Origin of the sequence: Ensifer adhaerens (genome assembly GCF_000697965.2) — a bacterium.
In the GTDB taxonomy this organism is placed as follows: domain Bacteria; phylum Pseudomonadota; class Alphaproteobacteria; order Rhizobiales; family Rhizobiaceae; genus Ensifer; species Ensifer adhaerens.
The window spans coordinates 2,767,720-2,788,227 of sequence record NZ_CP015880.1 but is presented as its reverse complement, the minus strand read 5'-3'; the positions used below and the strand labels follow the sequence as shown (position 1 = coordinate 2,788,227).

At 62.7% G+C, this 20,508-nt stretch carries 18 protein-coding genes; 7 read left to right on the top strand and 11 right to left on the bottom strand.

Features of this window, described 5'->3' with window-relative positions:
• Window positions 1–68: 68 nt before the first annotated feature.
• Entirely contained in the window at window positions 69–2,630 is a 2,562-nt protein-coding gene (locus FA04_RS13520; protein WP_034798942.1) for a GcvT family protein, read from the bottom strand.
• 357 nt (window positions 2,631–2,987) lie between these two features.
• On the opposite strand from FA04_RS13520, the gene FA04_RS13510 reads away from it, so the two are divergent.
• From FA04_RS13510 to FA04_RS13480, 7 genes are all read left to right on the top strand, one after another.
• Window positions 2,988–4,199, top strand: coding sequence for an ROK family transcriptional regulator (locus FA04_RS13510; protein ID WP_034798940.1), 1,212 nt, complete (start codon window positions 2,988–2,990; stop codon window positions 4,197–4,199).
• Window positions 4,199–5,458 carry a M20 family metallopeptidase gene (locus tag FA04_RS13505; RefSeq protein ID WP_034798938.1) on the top strand — a complete coding sequence of 420 codons (1,260 nt, stop codon included), beginning with the start codon at window positions 4,199–4,201 and terminating at the stop codon, window positions 5,456–5,458. The genes FA04_RS13510 and FA04_RS13505 overlap by 1 nt, the downstream gene beginning before the upstream one ends.
• A 26-nt stretch (window positions 5,459–5,484) precedes the next feature.
• Window positions 5,485–6,546, top strand: a complete 1,062-nt coding sequence (locus FA04_RS13500) for a substrate-binding domain-containing protein (protein WP_034798936.1) — start codon at window positions 5,485–5,487, stop codon at window positions 6,544–6,546.
• 61 nt (window positions 6,547–6,607) lie between these two features.
• A complete protein-coding gene (locus tag FA04_RS13495; RefSeq protein WP_034798934.1) occupies window positions 6,608–7,672 on the top strand; it encodes a substrate-binding domain-containing protein in 1,065 nt (354 codons plus the stop codon).
• 129 nt (window positions 7,673–7,801) lie between these two features.
• Entirely contained in the window at window positions 7,802–8,779 is a 978-nt protein-coding gene (locus FA04_RS13490) for an ABC transporter permease (RefSeq protein WP_034798931.1), read from the top strand.
• Window positions 8,780–8,790: 11 nt separating this feature from the next.
• Entirely contained in the window at window positions 8,791–9,990 is a 1,200-nt protein-coding gene (locus FA04_RS13485) for an alanine racemase (protein ID WP_034798928.1), read from the top strand.
• A gap of 11 nt (window positions 9,991–10,001) precedes the next feature.
• A complete protein-coding gene (locus FA04_RS13480) occupies window positions 10,002–10,760 on the top strand; it encodes an ATP-binding cassette domain-containing protein (RefSeq protein ID WP_034798925.1) in 759 nt (252 codons plus the stop codon).
• A 48-nt stretch (window positions 10,761–10,808) separates the two neighbouring features.
• On the opposite strand, the gene FA04_RS13475 is transcribed toward FA04_RS13480, so the two are convergent.
• The 10 genes from FA04_RS13475 to FA04_RS13430 all read right to left on the bottom strand — a co-directional run bounded on the left by FA04_RS13475 (window position 10,809) and on the right by FA04_RS13430 (window position 20,498).
• On the bottom strand, window positions 10,809–11,183 hold the full coding sequence (locus FA04_RS13475; RefSeq protein WP_034798923.1) for a cytochrome C oxidase subunit IV family protein: 375 nt from the start codon (window positions 11,181–11,183) through the stop codon (window positions 10,809–10,811).
• 9 nt (window positions 11,184–11,192) lie between these two features.
• On the bottom strand, window positions 11,193–11,915 hold the full coding sequence (locus FA04_RS13470) for a heme-copper oxidase subunit III family protein (RefSeq protein ID WP_034798919.1): 723 nt from the start codon (window positions 11,913–11,915) through the stop codon (window positions 11,193–11,195).
• Window positions 11,916–11,927: 12 nt separating this feature from the next.
• Entirely contained in the window at window positions 11,928–12,632 is a 705-nt protein-coding gene (locus tag FA04_RS13465) for a cytochrome c oxidase subunit 3 (protein WP_034798917.1), read from the bottom strand.
• Complete coding sequence (gene ctaD, locus FA04_RS13460; RefSeq protein ID WP_034798915.1) at window positions 12,629–14,407, bottom strand: cytochrome c oxidase subunit I; 1,779 nt, start codon at window positions 14,405–14,407, stop codon at window positions 12,629–12,631. The genes FA04_RS13465 and ctaD overlap by 4 nt, the downstream gene beginning before the upstream one ends.
• 155 nt (window positions 14,408–14,562) lie before the next feature.
• On the bottom strand, window positions 14,563–15,405 hold the full coding sequence (locus FA04_RS13455) for a cytochrome c oxidase subunit II (protein WP_034798913.1): 843 nt from the start codon (window positions 15,403–15,405) through the stop codon (window positions 14,563–14,565).
• A 240-nt stretch (window positions 15,406–15,645) separates the two neighbouring features.
• On the bottom strand, window positions 15,646–16,032 hold the full coding sequence (locus tag FA04_RS13450) for a c-type cytochrome (protein WP_034798911.1): 387 nt from the start codon (window positions 16,030–16,032) through the stop codon (window positions 15,646–15,648).
• Window positions 16,033–16,236: 204 nt separating this feature from the next.
• Window positions 16,237–17,304, bottom strand: a complete 1,068-nt coding sequence (locus tag FA04_RS13445; protein ID WP_034798909.1) for an ABC transporter ATP-binding protein — start codon at window positions 17,302–17,304, stop codon at window positions 16,237–16,239.
• A gap of 11 nt (window positions 17,305–17,315) precedes the next feature.
• Window positions 17,316–18,149, bottom strand: coding sequence for a carbohydrate ABC transporter permease (locus FA04_RS13440; protein WP_034798907.1), 834 nt, complete (start codon window positions 18,147–18,149; stop codon window positions 17,316–17,318).
• A 4-nt stretch (window positions 18,150–18,153) separates the two neighbouring features.
• Window positions 18,154–19,089 (bottom strand): carbohydrate ABC transporter permease, encoded by a 936-nt coding sequence (locus tag FA04_RS13435; protein ID WP_051659467.1) that lies wholly within the window; start codon window positions 19,087–19,089, stop codon window positions 18,154–18,156.
• A 146-nt stretch (window positions 19,090–19,235) separates the two neighbouring features.
• Window positions 19,236–20,498: an ABC transporter substrate-binding protein gene (locus FA04_RS13430; RefSeq protein ID WP_034798905.1), complete on the bottom strand. Its 1,263-nt coding sequence runs from the start codon at window positions 20,496–20,498 to the stop codon at window positions 19,236–19,238.
• Window positions 20,499–20,508 lie beyond the last annotated feature (10 nt).

Genomic DNA, 20,508 nt, shown 5'->3' with positions numbered 1-20,508 from the left:
GCAGACCATTGGAAAGGCCCGCTCGGATCCGAGCGGGCCTTTCTGTTTTGGGGGCTGATGCGGATGGCTTAGCTGCGCGGCTTCAGGTTTTCCGGATCGTAGAGCGGCTTATAGCCGACGCCGACAACCTCGACCGGATAGGTCTCGGCGAAGTATTCGACGTTGAGTTTGCGGCCGACCTGGCAATGGGACCACGGCAGATAGGCAAGCGCGATGTTCTTGCCGATCGTCGGGCCGAAGGCGATCGAGGTGGTGTAGGAACGGCGGCCCAGTTCATCGACCAGCACCTTGCCGGTTTCAGGATCCATCACCGGCAGGGTTCCGACCGGATAGCGCTTCACGCCGTTCTTGTCGGTATTCTCCGTCATGACGAGCGTGCAGAGCATGGCCGGTTGATGTTCGCGCGCCTTGTATTCGAGATGCTTGGCCTTGCCGCGGAAGTCCACGTCCTTGACCTTCGGGCGGGCAAGGTCGGCTTCGATGAGGTTGTACTGGGTAAGCAGGTCGGCGTTCTGCAGGCGCAGGCTCTTTTCCATGCGGCGCGAGTTCGCATAGGTTTCGACGCCGAAGGCCATGACGCCGGTCGAGCGCAGCGCGTCCCAGACGGCGAGGCCGTCCTCGTACTTCATGTGCAGTTCCCAGCCCTGCTCGCCGACATAGGAGATGCGGAAGGCGGTGACCTTTTTGCCGGCGATCTCGATCGGCTTGATCGCGGCGAAGGCGAAGTTCTCGATGTCGAGGCCCGAGGGATCGGCAACCACCTTCTTCAGCGTCTCACGGGCATTGGGGCCCCAGATGCCGATGGTGATGAACTTCTCCGAGACGTCGGTGATGGTGACGTCAAGGCCGCGATCTTCGGCGACGCGGCGCATGTACTGGAAGTCCCGCGGGCCGGCGTCGGCGCCGTTCACCAGGCGGCAGCGGTCGGCCATGCGGAAGACGGTGAAGTCGGCCCGTACCATGCCCTCGTCGTCGAGGAAGTGGGTGTAGATGCCCTTGCCGATATTGCCGTCGCCGCCGACCTTGGCGGCGCACAGCCATTCGAGCAGCTCGACATGATCAGGGCCTTCGATGTCGATCATATGGAAGTGCGAGAGGTTGACGATGCCGCAGTCCTCGCTCATCGCCAGATGCTCGGCGTTGGAGACGCGCCAGAAATGGCGGCTGTCCCACTCGTTTTCACGTACCGGCACGCGGTCGCCATACTTCTCCAGAAGGTGCTCGTTGGCAGCGTAGCCGTGGGCGCGCTCCCAGCCGCCGAGTTCCATGAAATAGCCGCCGAGTTCCTTTTCGCGCTCGTAGAAGGGCGAGCGCTTGACGTTGCGGCCGGTGGCGTAGGGTTCGCGGGTGTGCACGGCGGGGTAATAGATCTTCTGCGCCGCCTCGAAGCAGCGGCCCTCGATGAACTTTTCTTCCAGCTGGTGCGGATAGAAGCGGGAATAGTCGATCGAGGCGTGGTCGATCTCGGTGCGGCCGTCTGTCATCCAGTCGGCGATCAGCTTGCCATAACCGGGGCCGTCCTTCACCCAGATGGCGACGCAGTACCACAAGCCGCGCACCTTTTGGCTCTCGCCGCAGGAGGGGCCGCCGGCGGCCGAGACCTGCAGCAGGCCGTTGAAGGAATGGCTCTCGTTGTAGCCGAGTTCGCCGAGGATCGGCGTCAGTTCCATGGCGCGCTCGAGCGGCTCGATGATCTGTTCCATCTCCAGGTCGCGCTGCGAAGGCGACAGGCGCGCCTCGTGCTTTTCAAGAATGTTGCGTGGATGGCAGAGGCGCGGATTGGTGGTCTCGTAATAGCCCCACTCGATCTGGCCGCCCTCGGTGGTCTTCGGGTCGCCGGTGTCGCGCATGTAGGCCGAGTTGCCCTGGTCACGCAAAAGCGGGAAGCCGATCTCCTTGCCGGTGCCTTCGAATTCGTTGTACGGGCCGAAGAAGGTGAGCGGATGGTCGACCGGCATGACCGGCAGGTCCTCGCCAACCATTTCAGCGATCAGGCGGCCCCAGATGCCGGCGCAGACGATGACGTGGTCCGCCATGATCGTGCCGCGATGGGTGACGACGCCCTTGATGCGGCCGTTCTCGACGATCAGCGACTTTGCCGGCGTGTTGCCGAAGACCTGCAGCTTGCCGGACTTTTCCGCGGCGTCGACGAGCTTGCCGGCAACCGTCTGCGAGCGCGGGATGACGAGGCCGGCATCCGGGTCGAACATGCCGCCCATGACCTGATCTTCTTCGATCAGCGGGAACATCTTCTTGATTTCAGCCGGCGAGACATAGTGGGCGCGGGTGCCGAAGGCCTTGGCGGAGGACAGCTTGCGCTTGATCTCTTCCATCCAGACATCGTCGCCGGTGCGCGCCACTTCCAGGCCGCCGATGCGGGCGTAGTGGCCCATTTTCTCGAAGAAATCGATCGAATACTGCGTCGTCCAGACCGAGAGATAGTCGTGGCTGGTGGTGTAGCAGAAGTCCGAGGCGTGTGCGGTCGAGCCGATATCGGTCGGTACGCCCGACTTGTCGATGCCGACGATATCGTCCCAGCCGCGCTCGATCAGGTGGTGTGCGATCGAAGCACCGACGATGCCACCCAGCCCGATGATTACGACTTTCGCCTTTTGCGGAAACTCTGCCATTGATTGCGACCCTAGTTGGATTGGATGCCGGATTTTAGGGCCTGATCCGCCCCGACCAGAGCCTGTCTACGACATTCTCATCAAACTGCACGACCAGAGCCGAGCATTTTGCGGTTCGCGGAACGAGAGCTGTCGAGACGGTCATGCCACTGATTTCGTGAGAAAAAGCGCCTCTCAGCGCCAATCTGATTTCATCTAGCATATCGCAAATGGCGACGCATCCGAATGCGTCATTGCGATCTACCTGTTTTCCAGTGATCGCGGCGTTGGCCACGAAAGATAATCCCATCGGGTAAGATTGACAGCGATGCGTGATATTAATAAGTTCGGTAACAGAACGAATTAAAAGAGGTCCCCGTGAACGACAGCTTGCGCATCTCCCGGAAGTTCTCCCAGCGCTCCGTCATGGAGGCGATCGTCCAGGGCGGTCCGATTTCGCGTGCGTCGATCTCGAAGCAGACCGGCCTTTCCAAGCAGACCATTTCGGAGATCGTCCGCGGCCTCGAAGAAGAGGGTTGGGTGCAGGAGACGGGGCGCACCAGCGGCCATGTCGGGCGCACTGCCGTCACCTACGAACTGGTGTGCGATGCCGCCTTCATCATCGCCGTCGACCTCGGTGGCACGAAGGTGCGCGTGGCGATCACCGATCTCGCCTGCCAGATCTTTGCCGAAGACACGGCGCCGACCGATCCGCGGGGCGGCCGCTTCGTCGTAGAGCAGATCGCTGCCATGGCCTTTGATGCGGCAGACCGACAGAAGATCGCTCGCGAGAAGATCCGGCTTGCGGTGGTCGGCGTTCCCGGCGCGCCCTGCAGCGAGACCGGCCGTGTGTTGCTTGCGCCGAACATTGCCGGTTTCGACACGATGGATGTCGTCGGCGCCTTCGAAGAGGTGCTCGGTTTTGGAGCCATGCTCGAAAACGACGTCAATCTTGCCGTCCTTGGCGAAAACTGGCTGGGCCAGGGGCAGGGGATCGACAACCTCGCCTATGTGGCGCTGGGCACCGGCGTCGGCAGCGGCCTGATGGTCGGCGGCCATCTGGTGCGCGGCGTCAGCAATGCGGCCGGCGAAATGGGTTTCCTGCCGCTCGGCGCCGACCCGTTCGAGGCGGAATCGCTGCGCACCGGCGCCTTCGAGCGCGCGGTTGCCTCGCATGGCATGGCGGAACGTTACGCGGCGCTTTCGGGCAAGACCGTTGCCGTGCCCACCATCTTTGCCAAGGCAGAAGCGGGCGATGCGGCAGCGCTGACGGTGCTGGATGACACTGCGCGGTATCTGGCAGCCGGCGTTGCCGCGATTGCCGCGATCGCCAACCCGCAGAAGGTCATCCTGGGCGGATCCATCGGGCTCCGGCCGGAAATGCTTGAGCGGGTAAAAGCGTTCCTGCCGCAGTGCTTCCCCTATCCGGTCAATGTGGAGACCGGTGAACTCGGCGCGCGCGCCGCGATCATCGGGGCGGCGGCGATCGGGCTCGGTCAGTTGCACAACACCCTGTTCGGGGTCGATGCGCCCGATGGCCGGATTTCGCTGCCGCGGGCAAACGTCAACGCGCTTCGGGAGGCGATGTGATGACGATGAATGACGGCTTGGTCGAGCGCTTGCGAGCGGTGCTTGATCGCGAGACGGCGATTGATCTTTTTCGTGGCGCCATCGGGCGTGAGAGCATTACCGGCAACGAGGCGAATTTCGTCGCCTTTCTGGCCGAAACGATGCAGCGCCTTGGCCTGGAAGGCTTGAAAACGGCGGAGTTCCTGCCGGGTCGGCCGAACGTCTGGGCGGAGCGCAAGGGGCGCGGCAAGGGGCCACGCCTGCTGTTCATTGGCCATACGGATACGGTGCATGTTGACGGCTGGCGCGAGCATTGGGCCGGTACCGAGCGCGAGGATCCCTTCGCTGCACCGATCATCGACGGCGCGGTCTGGGGGCGCGGCTCGGGCGATCTGAAGGCAGGCATCTGCGCGTCGCTGGCGGCGCTGTCGCTGCTCGACAAGTCCGGCGTTGCGTTGGCCGGGGACGTGGCCTTTGCCTTCGTCGGCGACGAGGAAAGCGGTCAGCCGGGGACCGGTGTCTCCGCCGGTATCAAGGATCTGGTCGAACGCATCGAGACCGGTGACATCGTCCGTCCGGACTTCGTCGTCTATGTCGAGCCGACACGGCTTTCGGTTTATCCGGCGCAGATCGGATTTTTCATCGCCGACATCACGATTACAGGCAAGTCCGCCTATTTCGGCGTACCCGAACTCGGCAAGGATGCATTGCGCGCCAGCCATGCGGCGATGTCGGCTCTCTGGAAACACTCCGACGAGATCGCCGCGCGGGCCGAGCACAAGCTGATCGGTCGCAGTTTCCTGCTGATCACCGGCCTTGCCGGCGGCGGCTACATCGCCGTGCCCGAGCGTTGCACACTGTCGCTGATCCGCAAACTGTTGCCAGGGGAATCGCTGGACACGGCGGCGGCCGAGATCGAGGCTGCGGTGCGCTCGGCGATCACCGATCCGGAAATCACGGTCGAGTTTTCCTATCCGGCCGGCCGCGACCATGCGCTTGGCGGCACGGCGGCTGAAATCGACGAAACGGCGGGCGAAGTCGGTGCGCTATCAGCCGCCATGGCCGAAGCCATGGCTGGGCGCGGCGTCATCGAAGGCGCGCCCTTCTGGTCGGAATCGCCATTCTTCGTCAACCGCTTGGGTGTGCCTGCCGTCTATTGCGCGCCCGGCGACATCCGCAATTGCCATACCTACGAGGAACGGGTCGAGGTGGAGGAATACCTCGCCGGGATCGTCGGATTTGCCGCCTTCATGGCGCGCTACTGCGGCGTCATGGACTGAACTGCCAAACAAGAGGGAGAACGACAATGCTTCTGAAGAAATTGATGGCTGCCGCACTCGTCAGCGGTTTCGTGCTTGCCGCAAACGCCGCCTCTGCCCAGACGGTCGGTCCGTCCGGCGAGAGCGCGACGCCGAGCGCCGATGTCGCCCTGACCGATGCCGATATCGGCGCGCTCAAGGGCAAGGGCTACAAGGCGGCGCTGCTGTGGCATACCTCGTCCGACTTCACCAACGCCGTTTCGGCCGGTGCCAAGGATGAGTTTGCCCGCGCCGGCGTCGAGATCGCGGTGACGACGGATGCCGGCTTCGACGCTGCCCGCCAGCGCAGCGATATCGAAACCGCGCTTGCCGCCAAGCCGAACGTCATCCTGGCGCTGCCGCTCGATCCGGTGACCTCGGCCGAAGCATTCCGCCAGGCAGTGACCGATGGCAGCAAGCTCGTGTTCCTCTCCAACCTGCCGAGCGGCTATAAGCAGGGCACGGACTATGCCTCGATCGTTACCGACGATCTCTTCCAGATGGGCAAGCAGGCGGCGGATGCGCTGGCCAAGGCGATCGGCGGCAAGGGCAAGGTTGGCTACATCTTCCACGATGCCAGCTACTATGTGACGAACCAGCGCGACCAGGCCTTCAAGTCGACGATCGAGAAGGACTATCCGGATATCAAGATCGTTGCCGAGCAGGGCATCTCAGACCCGGCACGTGCCGAGGAGCTGGCAAGCGCCATGCTGCTGCAGAACCCTGATCTCGACGGTATCTACGTGACCTGGGCCGAGCCTGCCGACGGCGTGCTCTCTGCCCTGCGCTCGAGCGGCAATACGAAGACCAAGATCGTCACGCTCGATCTTGCCGAACCGGTCGCGCTCGACATGGTCAAGGGCGGCAACGTCACCGCGCTTGTTGCCGACAAGGCCTATGAGCTTGGACGCGCCATGGCTGCGACCGGCCTGAAGTCGCTTCTCGGACAGCAGACGCCGGCCTTCGTCGTTGCCCCGGCTTTGACCGTCACCAAGGAAAACGTCGCGGACGGCTGGAAGCAGTCGCTCAACCGCGATGCGCCGCAGTCGGTGCTCGACGCGGCCAAGTAATCAGATGGCCGCCGGGAGAGAGGACGCTTCCGGCGGCGTCATTCCTAAAAGGGAGGCAGATATGCACAGGTCAGTGAAACACTTCGCGTTGCTGGCAACGGTCTTTGCCGCGACATCCGGTTTTGCCGCTGACGGCAAGACCACGGGTCCGCATGGCGAGACGCCGACGCCGGCGGGCAGCCTGACGCTGACGGCGGAGCAGGAACAGCAGATCAAGGACGGCAAGTTTACCGCAGCGCTCGTCTGGCACGAGATGAGCGAATACACCAACGCGGTCAACAGCGGTGCCCAGGACGAGTTCAAGCGCCTCGGCGTCGAGGTGGTCGCACAGACCGATGCCGGCTTTGATGCAGCCCGCCAGAAGGCGGATGTCGAGACGGTGCTTGCCAAGAAGCCCTCGATCATCCTGTCGCTGCCGGTCGACCCGGCAAGCGCCGCCGTGGTTTACGATCCGGCACGCACCGCCGGTGTGAAGCTCGCCTTCGTCGACAATTCGCCGGCCGGTTACGAACACGGCAAGGACTATGTGACGATCGTCTCGGACGACCTTTTCCAGATGGGCAACAAGGCGGCCGTTGCCATGGCGGATGCGCTCGGCGGCAAGGGCAAGCTCGGTTATATCTATCATGACGCCGACTTCTACGTGACCAACCAGCGCGATGGCGCCTTCAAGTCGACGATCGAGCAGGACTATCCCGACATGAAGATCGTTGCCGAGGCCGGCATGGCCGATCCGGCCCGCAGCGAGGAAATCGCGCAAGGGATGATCACCCAGAACCCGGATCTCGACGGGATCTATGTGACCTGGGCGGAGCCGGCACTGAGCGTGCTTTCGACGCTGCGCGGCGCCGGCAACAGCCACACCAAGATCGTGACGCTCGACCTCAACGAACCGGCAGCACTCGACATGGTCAAGGGCGGCAACATCGCAGCTCTGGTCGCCGACGAAGCGTACAATATCGGTGTCACCGCAGCGCGCGCCGCGGCAGGGTCGCTGGTCGGCAAGAAGGCCGAGCCTTTCCTGGTGGTCGACTCGCTTGCCGTGACCAAGGCGTCGGTCGCCGACGGCTGGAAGAAGTCTCTGAACAAGGATGTGCCCGCGACGATCGCGGATGCGATGAAGTGATGAAATGATGCCCGCTGCATGAGTAAAACATGCAGCTTTTCTAGTGCTGCGGCGACCTTTGCGCGTCTGACCAGACCCGCGGCGCCGTAGTGCAGGGGGAGCTTTCCCCCTGCCTTCGGAGGAAGAATAATGTCCAGTGCCCATTCCAGCGCGAGCGGCCAGCCGGCGAGCCTCGTCAGTCGCCTCAACCTGCAGCAATACGTCGTCTATCTCGGCTTCCTGGCGATCTTTCTGTTCTTCGCCATCGTGCTTCGCGACAGCGGGTTTCTGACGGTTCGCAACCTGTCGAACATCATGCTGCAGACAGCACCGGTGACGATCATGGCGATCGGCCTCGTCTTCGTCATGTCGGCCGGTGAGATCGATCTGTCGATCGGCTCGACAGTTGCCGTCTCGGCACTGGCGGCGGCGGTGACGATCAACGAATACGGCCTGGTGGCTGGCGTCGTCGCCGGTATCGGCGCCGGCGTGCTGATCGGGCTCCTGAACGGCGCACTGGTCGCCTATGTCAAACTGCCGTCCTTCCTGGTGACGCTGGCGACGCTCGGGCTTTTTGCCGGCGTCTCCCGCTCGATGACGAACCTGCGCTCGATCCCGGTGACCGACAGCACCTTTACCGGCTTTTTCGGCTCCGGCTCGTTCCTCGGCGTGCCTTCGCTGATCTGGTGGACCCTCGTTGCCGTCGTCTGCGGCCATGTCATCTACCGCGAAACCCGCTTCGGCGCCCATGTGCTGGCGACCGGCGACAACAGCCGGGCAGCGAGCGTCTCCGGCATCAGCGTGCCACGCATTCGGCTGGCCGTTCTGATGATCAGCGGCGGTCTCGCCGGCCTTGCGGGCCTGCTTTACGCCGGTCGCCTGCAGGCGGCGAAATACACGCTTGGCGAGACCGACCTGATGACGGTGATCGCCGCCGTCATCGTCGGCGGCACGCTGCTCAACGGCGGCAAGGGCACGATCATCGGCGCGCTCGTCGGCTCGCTGATGATGGGCATGCTCAACAATGGCCTGATCCTGATGGGCCTTTCCGTATCCGACCAGATGATCGTTCGCGGTCTCATCATCCTCGCTGCGGTCGCCGTGTCGCTGCGCGAAAAGTCCCGCTGAAGGAGGATTTCATGTTTCTCGACGTTCTGCGCCGCCGCAACCCGGCATTCATCGAAGCGGCCATGAGCCTGCACCAGCAGGGCAAGCTCCCGGCCAACGCCTATGTGCTCGATCTCGACACGGTCGAGGCCAATGCGGCGATTATGAGCAACGAGGCCCGTCGCCTCGGCCTGAAGACCTTTGCGATGACCAAGCAGGTGGGCCGCTCCAGTTCCTTCTGCGAAGCGGTCAAGCGTGGTGGCATTGACCGTTCGGTTGCCGTCGACATGGCCTGTGCCCGCGCCACCCACAAGGCGGGCCTGAAGGTCGGCCATCTCGGCCACCTGCAGCAGGTCGCGCGCCACGAGGCGGCTGCCGCAGCGAAAACCTTCCGGCCGGACTATTGGACGGTCTTCAACGGCGAAAAGGCTGCAGAAGCGGCGGCTGGCGCACATGCAGCCGGCTATCGGCAGGATCTGCTCGCCCGTATCCGGGCGGAAGGTGATACCTTCTACCGCGGCCATGAAGGCGGGCTCGATGCCAGCGACGTTGCCGCGGTGGCGGACCGTCTCGATGCGCTCGACGGTGGCCGCTTTGCCGGCATCACCACCTTTCCGGCGCTGCTCTTCGACCATGAAAGCCGCAAGGTGAAGCCGACACACAATCTCGCGACACTCTCGAAAGCTGCCGAGGCGCTGGCCAAGGCCGGCCGCAACGGGATCGAGGTGAATGCGCCGGGTACGACCTCCAGCGTCATGCTCCCGGCTCTTGCCGAAGCGGGCGCGACGCAGTGCGAGCCGGGCAACGGTCTGCACGGCACCACCGCACTGCACGTGATGGAAGATCTGCCGGAACTGCCGGCGGTACTCTACCTCACCGAAGTTTCCCATCTCTCGGGCGGCAAGGCCTATTGCTTCGGCGGCGGCTTCTACATCGACCCGATCTTTCCGGATTACGACGTCAAGGCGATCGTCTCTGCCGACCCGACGACTTCGGCGTCGGCGCTTCGAAGCGTCGAAGTACCGCCCCCCTCGGCGATCGACTATTACGCGATGATCGACGCCAGCGGTGCGGCGGCCCCGAAGCCTGGCGATACGGCGGTGTTCGGCTTCCGCGGGCAGGCCTTCGTCACGCGGGCCTATGTCGTCGGCGTGTCGGGCATCTCCAAGGGCGCGCCGAAGGTGGAAACGATCGAAAACGGTTTCGGCGAAACCGCGGCCTGGCCGGTTTGAGGGGTGACGTCATGAACGTGAACACGAATTCTGCACGCGAGCCGGTCCTCAAGCTGAAGGACATCCGCAAGACCTTTGGCGGCGTCACCGCGATCGAGAACTTCTCGCTGGACGTCCGTCCGGGCGAGATCGTGGCGCTCGTCGGCGACAACGGCGCCGGCAAGTCGACGCTGATCAAGATCATCTCCGGCGTTTACACGCCGACCTCGGGAACGATCACCATCGAAAACCAGACCGTGGCGATGTCGAACGCCACGATGGCGCGCGCCCATGGCATCGAGGTCGTCTATCAGGATCTGGCGCTTGCCGACCAGCAGACGGTCTATATGAACATGTTTCTCGGCCGCGAGCCGGTAAACCGTTTCGGCCTGCTCGACCGTCGCCGGATGATTTCCGAGACGGAAACGCTGGTGAAGGAACTGGATGTCCGCATCCCCTCGGCCCATGCGACGATCCGCGACCTCTCGGGCGGCCAGCGCCAGGGCGTCGCGATTGCCCGCGCTACCCATTGGGCGAGCAAGCTGATCCTGCTCGATGAGCCGACGGCAGCACTCGGCGTTGCCGAAACCGCCAAGGTCGAGGAGATCGTCGAATCGCTGAAAAGCCGCAACATCGGCGTACTGATCATCAGCCATAGCCTCGATCAGGTGTTCAAGCTCGCAGACCGCATCTGCGTTCTGCGCCGCGGCAAGCAGATCGGCATCCGTGAGACGGCCAAGACCGACAAAAACGAGATCATCGCGATGATCACCGGGCTTCAGCAACACTGAGGCGGATGTGTCCAGCGGTGCCGCCATTGGGGCGGCGCCGGTTGGCAATCATGGTGCGGCGCCGAAGAAGGTGAGGCGGGTGAAGAGCACGTAGTGCGATTCCGAGACCATCAGCGCCACGAAGACCAGCACCAGCAGCGGCGGCAGCAGGATCGCGTAGATCAGCGCCAGCCGTTCCCAGGCCATGTGCATGAAGATCGCGACGATCAGCCCTGCCTTCAGTACCATGAAGATCAGGATCAGCGACCACCTGAGATAACCCTGCAGCCCGACATAGTCGACGAGGTAGGAGAAGGTGCTGAGCACGAAGAGCAGCAGCCAGACGACCAGATAAAGACCGATCGGGTGTTGCTGGTGCGTTTGTGCGTGGCCTTCTACTTTTGCTGCCGGTGCCGCGTGGGTGTGAACAGTCGTTTCGGTCATGGCCATGCCTCACCACAGATAGAAGAATGCGAAGATGAAGACCCAGACGAGGTCGACGAAGTGCCAGTAGAGGCCGGTGATCTCGACGATCTCGTATTGTCCTCTTCGGCTCGTGAAAAAGCCACGCCGTTCGGTGTCGAAATCGCCGCGCCAGACTTTTCGCGCGATGATCAGCAGGAAGATGACGCCGATCGTGACGTGGGTGCCGTGGAAGCCGGTGATCATGAAGAAGGTCGAGCCGAATTGGGCAGCGCCCCAGGGGTTGCCCCAGGGACGCACGCCCTCGGTGATCAGCTTCGTCCATTCGAAGGCTTGCATGCCGACAAAGGTGGCGCCGAAAAGGGCGGTCAGCAGCATCAGCAGAGCGGTCTTCTTGCGATCGCGCCGGTAACCGAAATTGACGGCCATGGCCATCGTGCCGCTTGAGGTGATCAGCACGAAGGTCATGATGGCGATCAGGATCAGCGGCACGTCCGAGCCGCCGATGTGCAGCGCGAAGACCTCGCTCGGATTGGGCCAGGGAACGGCAGTCGACATGCGCGCCGACATATAGGCGATGAGGAAACAGCCGAAGACGAAGGTGTCGCTCAAGAGGAAGATCCACATCATCGCCTTGCCCCAGGAGACGTTCTTGAACGTCCGCTGGTCGGAGGCCCAGTCGGCGGCAAAGCCGGCAAGTCCCGCGGGGCGATGGAGCGGTTCTCGGACAGGCGAATGTGTCTCGGCGGACATGCCTTGCCTCCTTCAAGTCAAGAGCGACCGGCAGAGCTCGACGAAGTCGTTGGCCCAGCCGGAAAAGAGCGCGTAAAGCACCAGCCATACGGCCAGCATGAAATGCCAGTAGGTGGCGCAGAGCGTGATCGACAGCACGGCCTTTTCGCCCATCGGGCCGGTGCGCGTCTTGACGATGACCCGGGTAAGCGCGAACAGGCCGCCGAGGATGTGCAGGCCATGCATGCCCGAGATCATGTAGAAGAAGCTGTTGGCCGGATTGTCGGCGAGCAGGAAGCCAGCGTCGGTCAACTCCCGCCAGGCAAAGACCTGGCCGGCGAGGAAGGCGAGACCGGCGGCAAGCGCTGCGATCATCGCCGTGCGGCTCGCCTCGTCACGATGCTGTTCGGCAGTGACGCGGGCCGCATGCAGAAGCAGGCTGCCAAGCGCAAGGATGGCGGTGTTCAGCCAGAGGATCTTCGGCATCGGCGTCGACCACCAGTCGGTGGAGGCCATGCGCATGAAGTAGGCGCTGATGAAGAGAGAGAAGAGCGCGGCGACGACAGCAAGGAAGACGCCAAGGCCGATTTTTGCAGGCGGGATCGAAGGCCTACCGCGCGGGCGGGGGTCGTGGGCGTGGCCGACCTCCAGCCAGGGTTTCGAGAACAGCCGCTGCCGGCTGAGCCACCAGGCGGCGATCGCGAAGATCACCGCCAGGAAGACGAGGGTGACGTTCATGAGGCCCCCTCCGGCGCGTGGCCTACGGAACCCGGCTCAGTCTGCGGAATGAAATCTTCCGTTGCACCCGGCACGCTGTAGTCATAGGGCCAGCGGTAGACGACCGGCAGGTCCTTGCCCCAATTGCCATGCCGCGGTGGCGTTTCCGGCGTCTGCCATTCGAGCGTCGTTGCCCGCCAGGGGTTGCCGCCGGCCTCGCGGCCGTGGCGGATGCTCCAGATGAGATTGAAGAGGAAGACGATCTGGGCGGCGCCGACGATCAGCGCCATGATGGTGATGAACTCGTTGAGCGTATGGGCGGATGCCGGCACGAAGGCGGTCTCGCCCATCTCATAGTAGCGGCGCGGCATGCCGATCAGCCCGAGATAGTGCATCGGGAAGAAGATCAGATAGGCGCCGACGAAGGTGACCCAGAAGTGGATCTGCCCCATCGCCTGGTTGAGCAGGCGGCCGGTGATCTTCGGATACCAGTGATAGATCGCCCCGAAAATCACCATGATCGGCGCAACGCCCATGACCATGTGGAAATGGGCGACGACGAACATCGTGTCGGAGAGCGGCACATCGACGACGACATTGCCGAGGAACAGACCGGTCAGCCCGCCATTGACGAAGGTGACGATGAAGGCGAGCGCGAACAGCATCGGCAGCGTCAAATGGATATCGCCGCGCCAGAGCGTCAGCACCCAGTTGTAGACCTTGATCGCCGTCGGCACGGCAATGATCAGGGTGGTGGTGGCGAAGAAGAAGCCGAAATAGGGGTTCATGCCGCTGACATACATGTGGTGCGCCCAGACGATGAAGGAGAGCGCGCCGATGATGACGATCGCCCAGACCATCATGCGGTAGCCGAAGATGTTCTTGCGGGCGTGGGTGCTGATGAGATCGGAGACGATGCCGAAGGCGGGCAGGGCGACGATGTAGACCTCCGGATGGCCGAAGAACCAGAAGAGGTGCTGGAACATGATCGGGCTGCCGCCGCCATGCTGCAGCTGCTCGCCCATCTCGACGATCGCCGGCATGAAGAAGCTGGTGCCGAGCACCCGGTCGAACAGCATCATGACGCAGGCGACGAAGAGGGCGGGGAAGGCGAGAAGCGCCATCACCGTCGCCGTGAAGATGCCCCAGACGGTGAGCGGCATGCGCATCAAGGTCATGCCGCGCGTGCGCCCCTGCAACACGGTGACGACATAGTTGAGGCCACCCATGGTAAAGCCGATGACGAATAGGATGAGGGAGGAGAGCATCAAGATGATGCCCCAGTCCTTGCCGCCGGGCGTGCCGGAAAGCACTGCCTGTGGCGGATAGAGCGTCCAGCCGGCGCCGGTCGGCCCGCCGGGTGCAAAGAAGCTCGCGACGAGCACGAGGACGGCCAGCATATACAGCCAGTAGCTCAGCATGTTGGCATAGGGGAAGACCATGTCGCGCGCGCCGAGCATCAGCGGGATCAGGTAGTTGCCGAAGCCGCCGAGGAAGAGCGCAGTCAACAGATAGATCACCATGATCATGCCGTGCATGGTGATGAACTGGTAGTAGCGTTCCGCATCGATGAAGGCGAAGGCGCCGGGAAAGCCGAGCTGCAGCCGCATCAGCCAGGAGAGCACGAGGGCGACCATGCCGATGGCGATCGCGGTCGAGGCATATTGCACGGCGATGATCTTCGCATCCTGGCTGAAGACATAACGCGTCCACCAGCTATGGGGATGATAGAGTTCCACGTCCTCCACTTCCGCGGGGCCAATCTCTTCGCCCGTGCCTGACCGGATATCGACCATCTGCGAGAACCTCCCAACACCGGATCATCTCGATCCAACGCCTTGAACCTGCAATTCCGCACGTCCAACAATGGAATTGCGTCTCCTCACGAGCGGGGTGCGGGCGGAAATCGCGAGCACTTTTCCTCATCCCGCTTTGGCCGTCGGGGCGCCTGTTATTGCGCCGGGGCGGCATTCACTGCCTGCGCCGTTTCTTTCGTTCCTGCCTTTGCCTGCAATTGCGAGAATGTCGTCTGTTGCGAGAGCCAGGCTTGATAATCGGCGGCACTGTCGACAACGACGGTGCCGCGCATCTGTGGGTGACCGGTGCCGCAGAGTTCGGCGCACAGCACCTCGAACGTGCCGGTGCGCGTCGGCGTCAGCCAGAAATAGGTGACCATGCCCGGCACCATGTCCATCTTGGCGCGGAACTCCGGCACGTAGAAATCATGCAGCACGTCGACCGATCGCAGCAGGATCTTGACCGGCTTGCCGACCTCCAGATGCAGTTCGCCGCCTTCGATGACGACGTCGTCGAGGGCGGCCGCATCGTTGCGGTTGAGGCCGAGCGAATTTTCCGGCGTGATGTCGCGGGTCTCCGACGTACCGAGCTTGCCGTCTGCGCCGGGCAGCCGGAAGCTCCACAACCATTGCTGGCCGACGACTTCTACCTCCGCCGCACCATCCGGCACGGTCACGAACTGGTGCCAGACGAAAAGGCCGGGGGTGAGCATGGCGGCGACGCCGAGCGTGGTGCCGCCGGCAAGCCACCCTTCGAGCTTCCTGTTTTCCGGTTCATAGGCCGCCCGGTTTCCCGGGCGATGCCGAAAACGCAGGACGCAATAGGCCATGAAAAGCACGACGGCGACGAAGACGACGCCGGTAATCCAGAAGGTGATGATGAGCGTATTGTCTATGTAATTCCAGTTGGACGCGATCGGCGTCCACCACCATGGGCTCAACAGATGGAACAACACCGAACCGACGGCCACCAAAACCAGAACAACTACCACGGCCATTTCTGTCCCTCCTCGCCGCTGGCGGCTGTGGGCATGAATACGCAATCCGTAGAGCCTTCTGCATGTTTCCGTTAATCGTCGCCGATCAAACGGCAAAACATGCAGGAATTCAAAGTTCTACAGCGACCTTTGCGCGTCTGGTTAGACACGCGGTGCTGTAGCTGCAATTATTACACGAACGTCGAACAGTCGCAATTCGCCGCCTCCGTGCGAGCAGCGGTTGCGTTTAGTCTCCGCAGGTTACTGCGAATACTGCTTGAGATAGGCGATGAGGTTGGAGATATCCGTATCATCTTTCAAACCGGCAAAGGCCATTTTCGTGCCTTTCACCTTGGTCCTTGGATTGTGCAGATAGTCGCGCAGATGCGCCTCATCCCAGACGAGTCCACCCTTGCCGGCATCGATCATCGCCGGTGAGTAGCTGAAGTCGGCATGAGTGCCTGCCGTTCGTCCGAACAGATGGTTGAGCGATGGCCCAACCTTGTTGGTGTCGCTGTCGGCCACATGACAGACGGCGCATTTCTTGAAGACGGTGGCTCCGGCGGCCGCATCGCCCTCTTGCGAAAGGGCAGCGAACGGACAGAGCATCGTTGTCGAAAAGGCAAGGGCAACAACAAGAATTCGCATGACACTTCCTCAATATCGCCGGGCGCAGGCAAGGAAGGCTATCGTCAATCTGTCGTTTTGGCGGTGCTTGCTTCTCTTAAGTTGGCGCCACGGCGGTTGATACTTGCGACACGACGACGGTACGCCTCGCTTTGTGGAAGTCAACCGGCGCAGCCGGCCGGTTTGCCGGATGCGCCTAAATTTTCGCCATGTCGCTGCCGGCGCTCAGACGCGATTGCCGTCGGCGTTGAAGAAGTGCAGCCGCTCGACCGGCAGGCGTACGGGCAGCGAGCCGGAAACGTTGAGGAACCGGCGGTCGTTGGTAAACGCCTTGAAGCCGGCACGGCCGAAGGAGAGGTGCAGGATGATGCCGAAGCCCGTCGGTTCGACCAGGTCGACATTGGCTTTCAGCGCATCCGGGCCTTCGACGCCGATCTCGACATGCTCCGGCCGGATGCCGAGCGTCGCCCTGGCGCCGTCCGTCAAGGCAGGATGCGGCTGGGCCGGAACGATGATGCCGCCTTCGGTCTCGAAGCGCGGGGCGGTGCCGTTGCGATAGGTTCCCTCGAAGAAGTTCATCCCTGGCGACCCAATGAAGCCGGCCACGAAGAGATTGGCCGGGCGGTCATAGAGATCAAGAGGGCTTCCGACCTGCTGGACGAAGCCGCCGTTCATGGCGACGATCCGGTCGGCGAGCGTCATCGCCTCGATCTGGTCGTGGGTGACGTAAATCGAGGTGGCGCCCAAGTCCTTGTGCAGCTTCTTGATCTCGGCGCGCATCTGTTCGCGGAGGCGCGCGTCGAGGTTGGAGAGCGGCTCATCGAAGAGAAACGCCTTGGGTTCGCGCACGATGGCCCGGCCCATGGCGACGCGCTGGCGCTGTCCGCCCGAAAGTGCACGGGGGCGGCGTTCGAGCAGCGGGTCGAGACCGAGCTTGGCGGCAGCGCCCGAGACGACGCTTGCGATCTTTTCCTTGGCGACCTTCCTCAGCCTCAGGCTGTAGCTCATATTCTTGGCGACCGACATGTGCGGATAGAGCGCGTAGGACTGAAACACCATGGCGATGTCGCGGTCCTTCGGGGCCAGTTCGTTGACGCGTTTTCCGGCGATGCGGATTTCGCCCGAGGTCACGCTTTCGAGCCCGGCGATCATGCGCAGAAGCGTGGACTTGCCGCAGCCTGACGGGCCGACGAGCACGACGAATTCGCCGTCGCCGATCTTCAGGTCGACATCGTGCAGGACCGGGTGGATGCCGTAGGATTTCTGGATATTGGCGATATCGATGGAAGCCATGAGAACAATCCTCAGCCTTTGACCGCGCCGGCCGTGAGGCCCTGGACGAGATAGCGTTGAATGAGCAGGAAGAAGAGGCAGGCGGGGATGAGCGCGAGCACGCCGGCGGCCATCATCTGCCCGAAGTCGACGGAGAACTTCGACACGAAGGACAGAAGCCCGACGGGGAACGTCGCCTGATCGTTGCCGGAGATCAGCATCAGCGAGAACAGTAGCTCGCTCCACGCTGCGGTGAAGACGAAGCCGAGCGTTGCGGCAATGCCGGGCAGCGTCAGCGGCAGGATGATCTGGCGGAAGGCGACGAATTGAGTGGCGCCGTCGATCATCGCGGCCTCCTCCAGATCCTTCGGGATGCCGTCGAAGAAGGACTGCATCAGGAAGGTGGCAAACGGCACGTTGAAGGCGGTGTAGACGATGACGAGCCCGGTCAGGCTGTTGGTCAGCCCGAGCGGCGAGAGGATCTTGAAGATCGGCGCCACCAGCATCACCAGCGGGAACATCTGCGTCAGGAGCATCAGCGCCACCAGCCAGTACTTGCCGCGGAAATTGAAGCGCGACAGGGCGTAGCCCGAGAGCGAGGCGAGGATGGTGACGATGACGGCGGTGGAACCCGAGACGATCAGGCTGTTCTTGAAGAACACCGGAAAGGCGCTGTGGCGGAGCACGAAATCGAAGTGCTCAAGACTGGCGCGCGACGGCCACATTCGAATGCCTTCGGAGTAGAGCAGATCGTTGGGCGTGACGGCGACCTTCAGCAGCCAGTAGAGCGGGAAGAGCGCAAACGCGATATAGGCAAGGATTGCCAGCCGGTGCGCGATCATGAGGAAAAGAGGTTTGACGCGCATCGGTTCAATCCTTGCTCAGGAGCCATTGCCGCAGGATGACGATCAGCATCGAATAGGCGAGCAGCAGCGCCAGGAGCACGAGCGCGATCGCCGAGGCGTAACCGAAATCCAGCCGCTTGAAGGCCTGGGTGAAGATGTAGCTGGCGACGATCTGGGTGCGGTCGGCCGGTCCGCCATTGGTCATGACGATGATGAGATCGGCGAAGTTGGAGATCCAGACGGTGCGCAAGAGGATGGTGATGGCGATCGTCGGTGCAAGGAAGGGGAGGGTGATCGACAGGAAACGTTGCACTGGGCCGGCGCCGTCGATGCTGGCGGCCTCGTAGAGGTCGCGGGGGATCGCCTGAAGGGCGGCCAGAAGCGTGATCGCGAAGAAGGGTATGCCCCACCAGACATTGGCGATGATCGGCCCCCACATGGCAAGCTGCGGGTCGGACAGGATGTTGTTCGGCTCGCTCATGATGCCGAGGCCGAAGAGCCAGTGCGGCAGGGGGCCGACGACCGGATTGAACAGCCAGGCCCAGTTGAGGCCGGCGAGGAAACTCGGCACCGCCCACGGGAGGAAGACGAGCGCCTGGGCGAGGCCGCGGCCGTAGAAGGGCTTGTCGAGCAGCAATGCGAGGATCAGACCGAAAACGAACTGGAAGAAGACCGAGGCACCGGTCCACCAGAGCGTATTGCGCAACGCCCGATAGAAGGCCTGGTCCTCGGACAGCGCCCGGAAATGATCAAGACCGATATAGGCGCCGGAGAACGGGTTCAGGAGCTGGATATCGCGGAAGGCGTAGGAGACGCCGAGCACCAGCGGCACCAGCATCACGGTGACGATCAGGATCAGCGCCGGCGCGCTATAGAGATAGGGTGCGGCGCCATCGGCGATGCGCTTCTTCAGCGGCGTCCTGCTTGCCGGCAGGCCGCTTTGGCGGGCGACATAGGCCATCGATCGAAATTTCCCCTGTGCGGCCGCCGGTTTTTCGGGCGTGCCTCGATTCTAGGTCGGAGCGGGAAGGGCGGAGACCGCGCACACTTCATTCCGCTCAAAGAGTTATGAGGGCCGGCGGCGGCGAACCGCCGCCGGCCAAAAGCTTACTTCTTGCTGGCGAGGAACTTCTGCTGTGCCTTGGTGAGGTAGTCGGCCCACTGGTCGGCGAGTTGCTGCGGCGTGATATCGCCGAGCAAGGCTTCCTGGGTCGTCTTGATGGCAAGCGAGTCCTTGAAGAAGGCGAATTCCTCGAGGTAGGTCGGCATCACAGTCAGGACGACGTCCTTGTCGGCAAGTTCGTCGAACCAGCCCTTGAACTGCGCGCTGGCATAGAAGGGATCCTTCTCGGCCGACTTGTGTACCGGAAGCGCCCCAGTGCGTTTGTTCCACTCGATGTTGCCTTCCGGCCCTTCGAGCGTCTCGATCAGCTTCCAGGAGAGGTCCTTGTTCTGGCTTGCCGACAGCATCGACCAGCCGGCAAAGCCGATGGTTGTGAAAGCCTTGCCGCTCGGGCCCTTCGGCATGGTGGTGACGCCGAAGTCTTCCGATTTCATGCGCTCGGCAATCGCGATCAGAGCATCCGGGTCCTGGTCGAGGAAGGCGCAGGTGCCGCTGTAGAAACCGGCGACGATTTCATTGAAGCCCCAGTTGACGCTGTCCTTCGGCGCCAGCCCCTTCTTGTAGAGATCGATCACCCAGGTGAGGCCCTTGACCCAGCCTTCGCTGTTCATGGTCGAGGTGCCGTCCTCATTGAAGAAGGTGTTGCTGCCGGCCATGGTGGCGCCGAACATCACCCAGCCGTTGAGTCCACCCGGGCCGCCGCGCAGGCAGTAGCCGGACTTGCCCGGAAGCTTCGAGACGGCTTCCGACGCCTTGACGAAATCGTCCATGGTCTTTGGCGGCTCGTTGACGCCGGCTTCCGACAAGAGCTTCTTGTTGTAGAACATGGCGCGCAGGTAGAAGCCGTAGGGCAGCATGTAGGCGGTGTCGTTGACGTCGCGGCCGAGTTCGAGCGCGCGTTCCGTCAGGCCGCCGGTGTGTTCCCACTTGGCGAGGTAGGGCTCGAGGCTTTCGAGCATGCCGTTGTTGGCATAGAGCGACAGCCAGGTGTCGGGCATTTCCATCACGTCAGGCAGTTCGCCGGCCGAAACCATGGTCGCGAACTTCTGGAAGGCTTCGCCCCAGGGCAGGGAGATGATCTCGACCGTCGTGCCGGGGTTGGCGGCCTCGAACTTGGCGACGATCGACTTCAGCGTCTCGGTGCGCTCGGGGCTGGTGATGACCTCGACGAGCTTCAGTTTGGTGTCGGCGAGCGCGCTTCCGGCCATGAGGCTGGCGAGAAGCGTGGCAGTGATCAGTTTCTTCATTTCTGTTCCC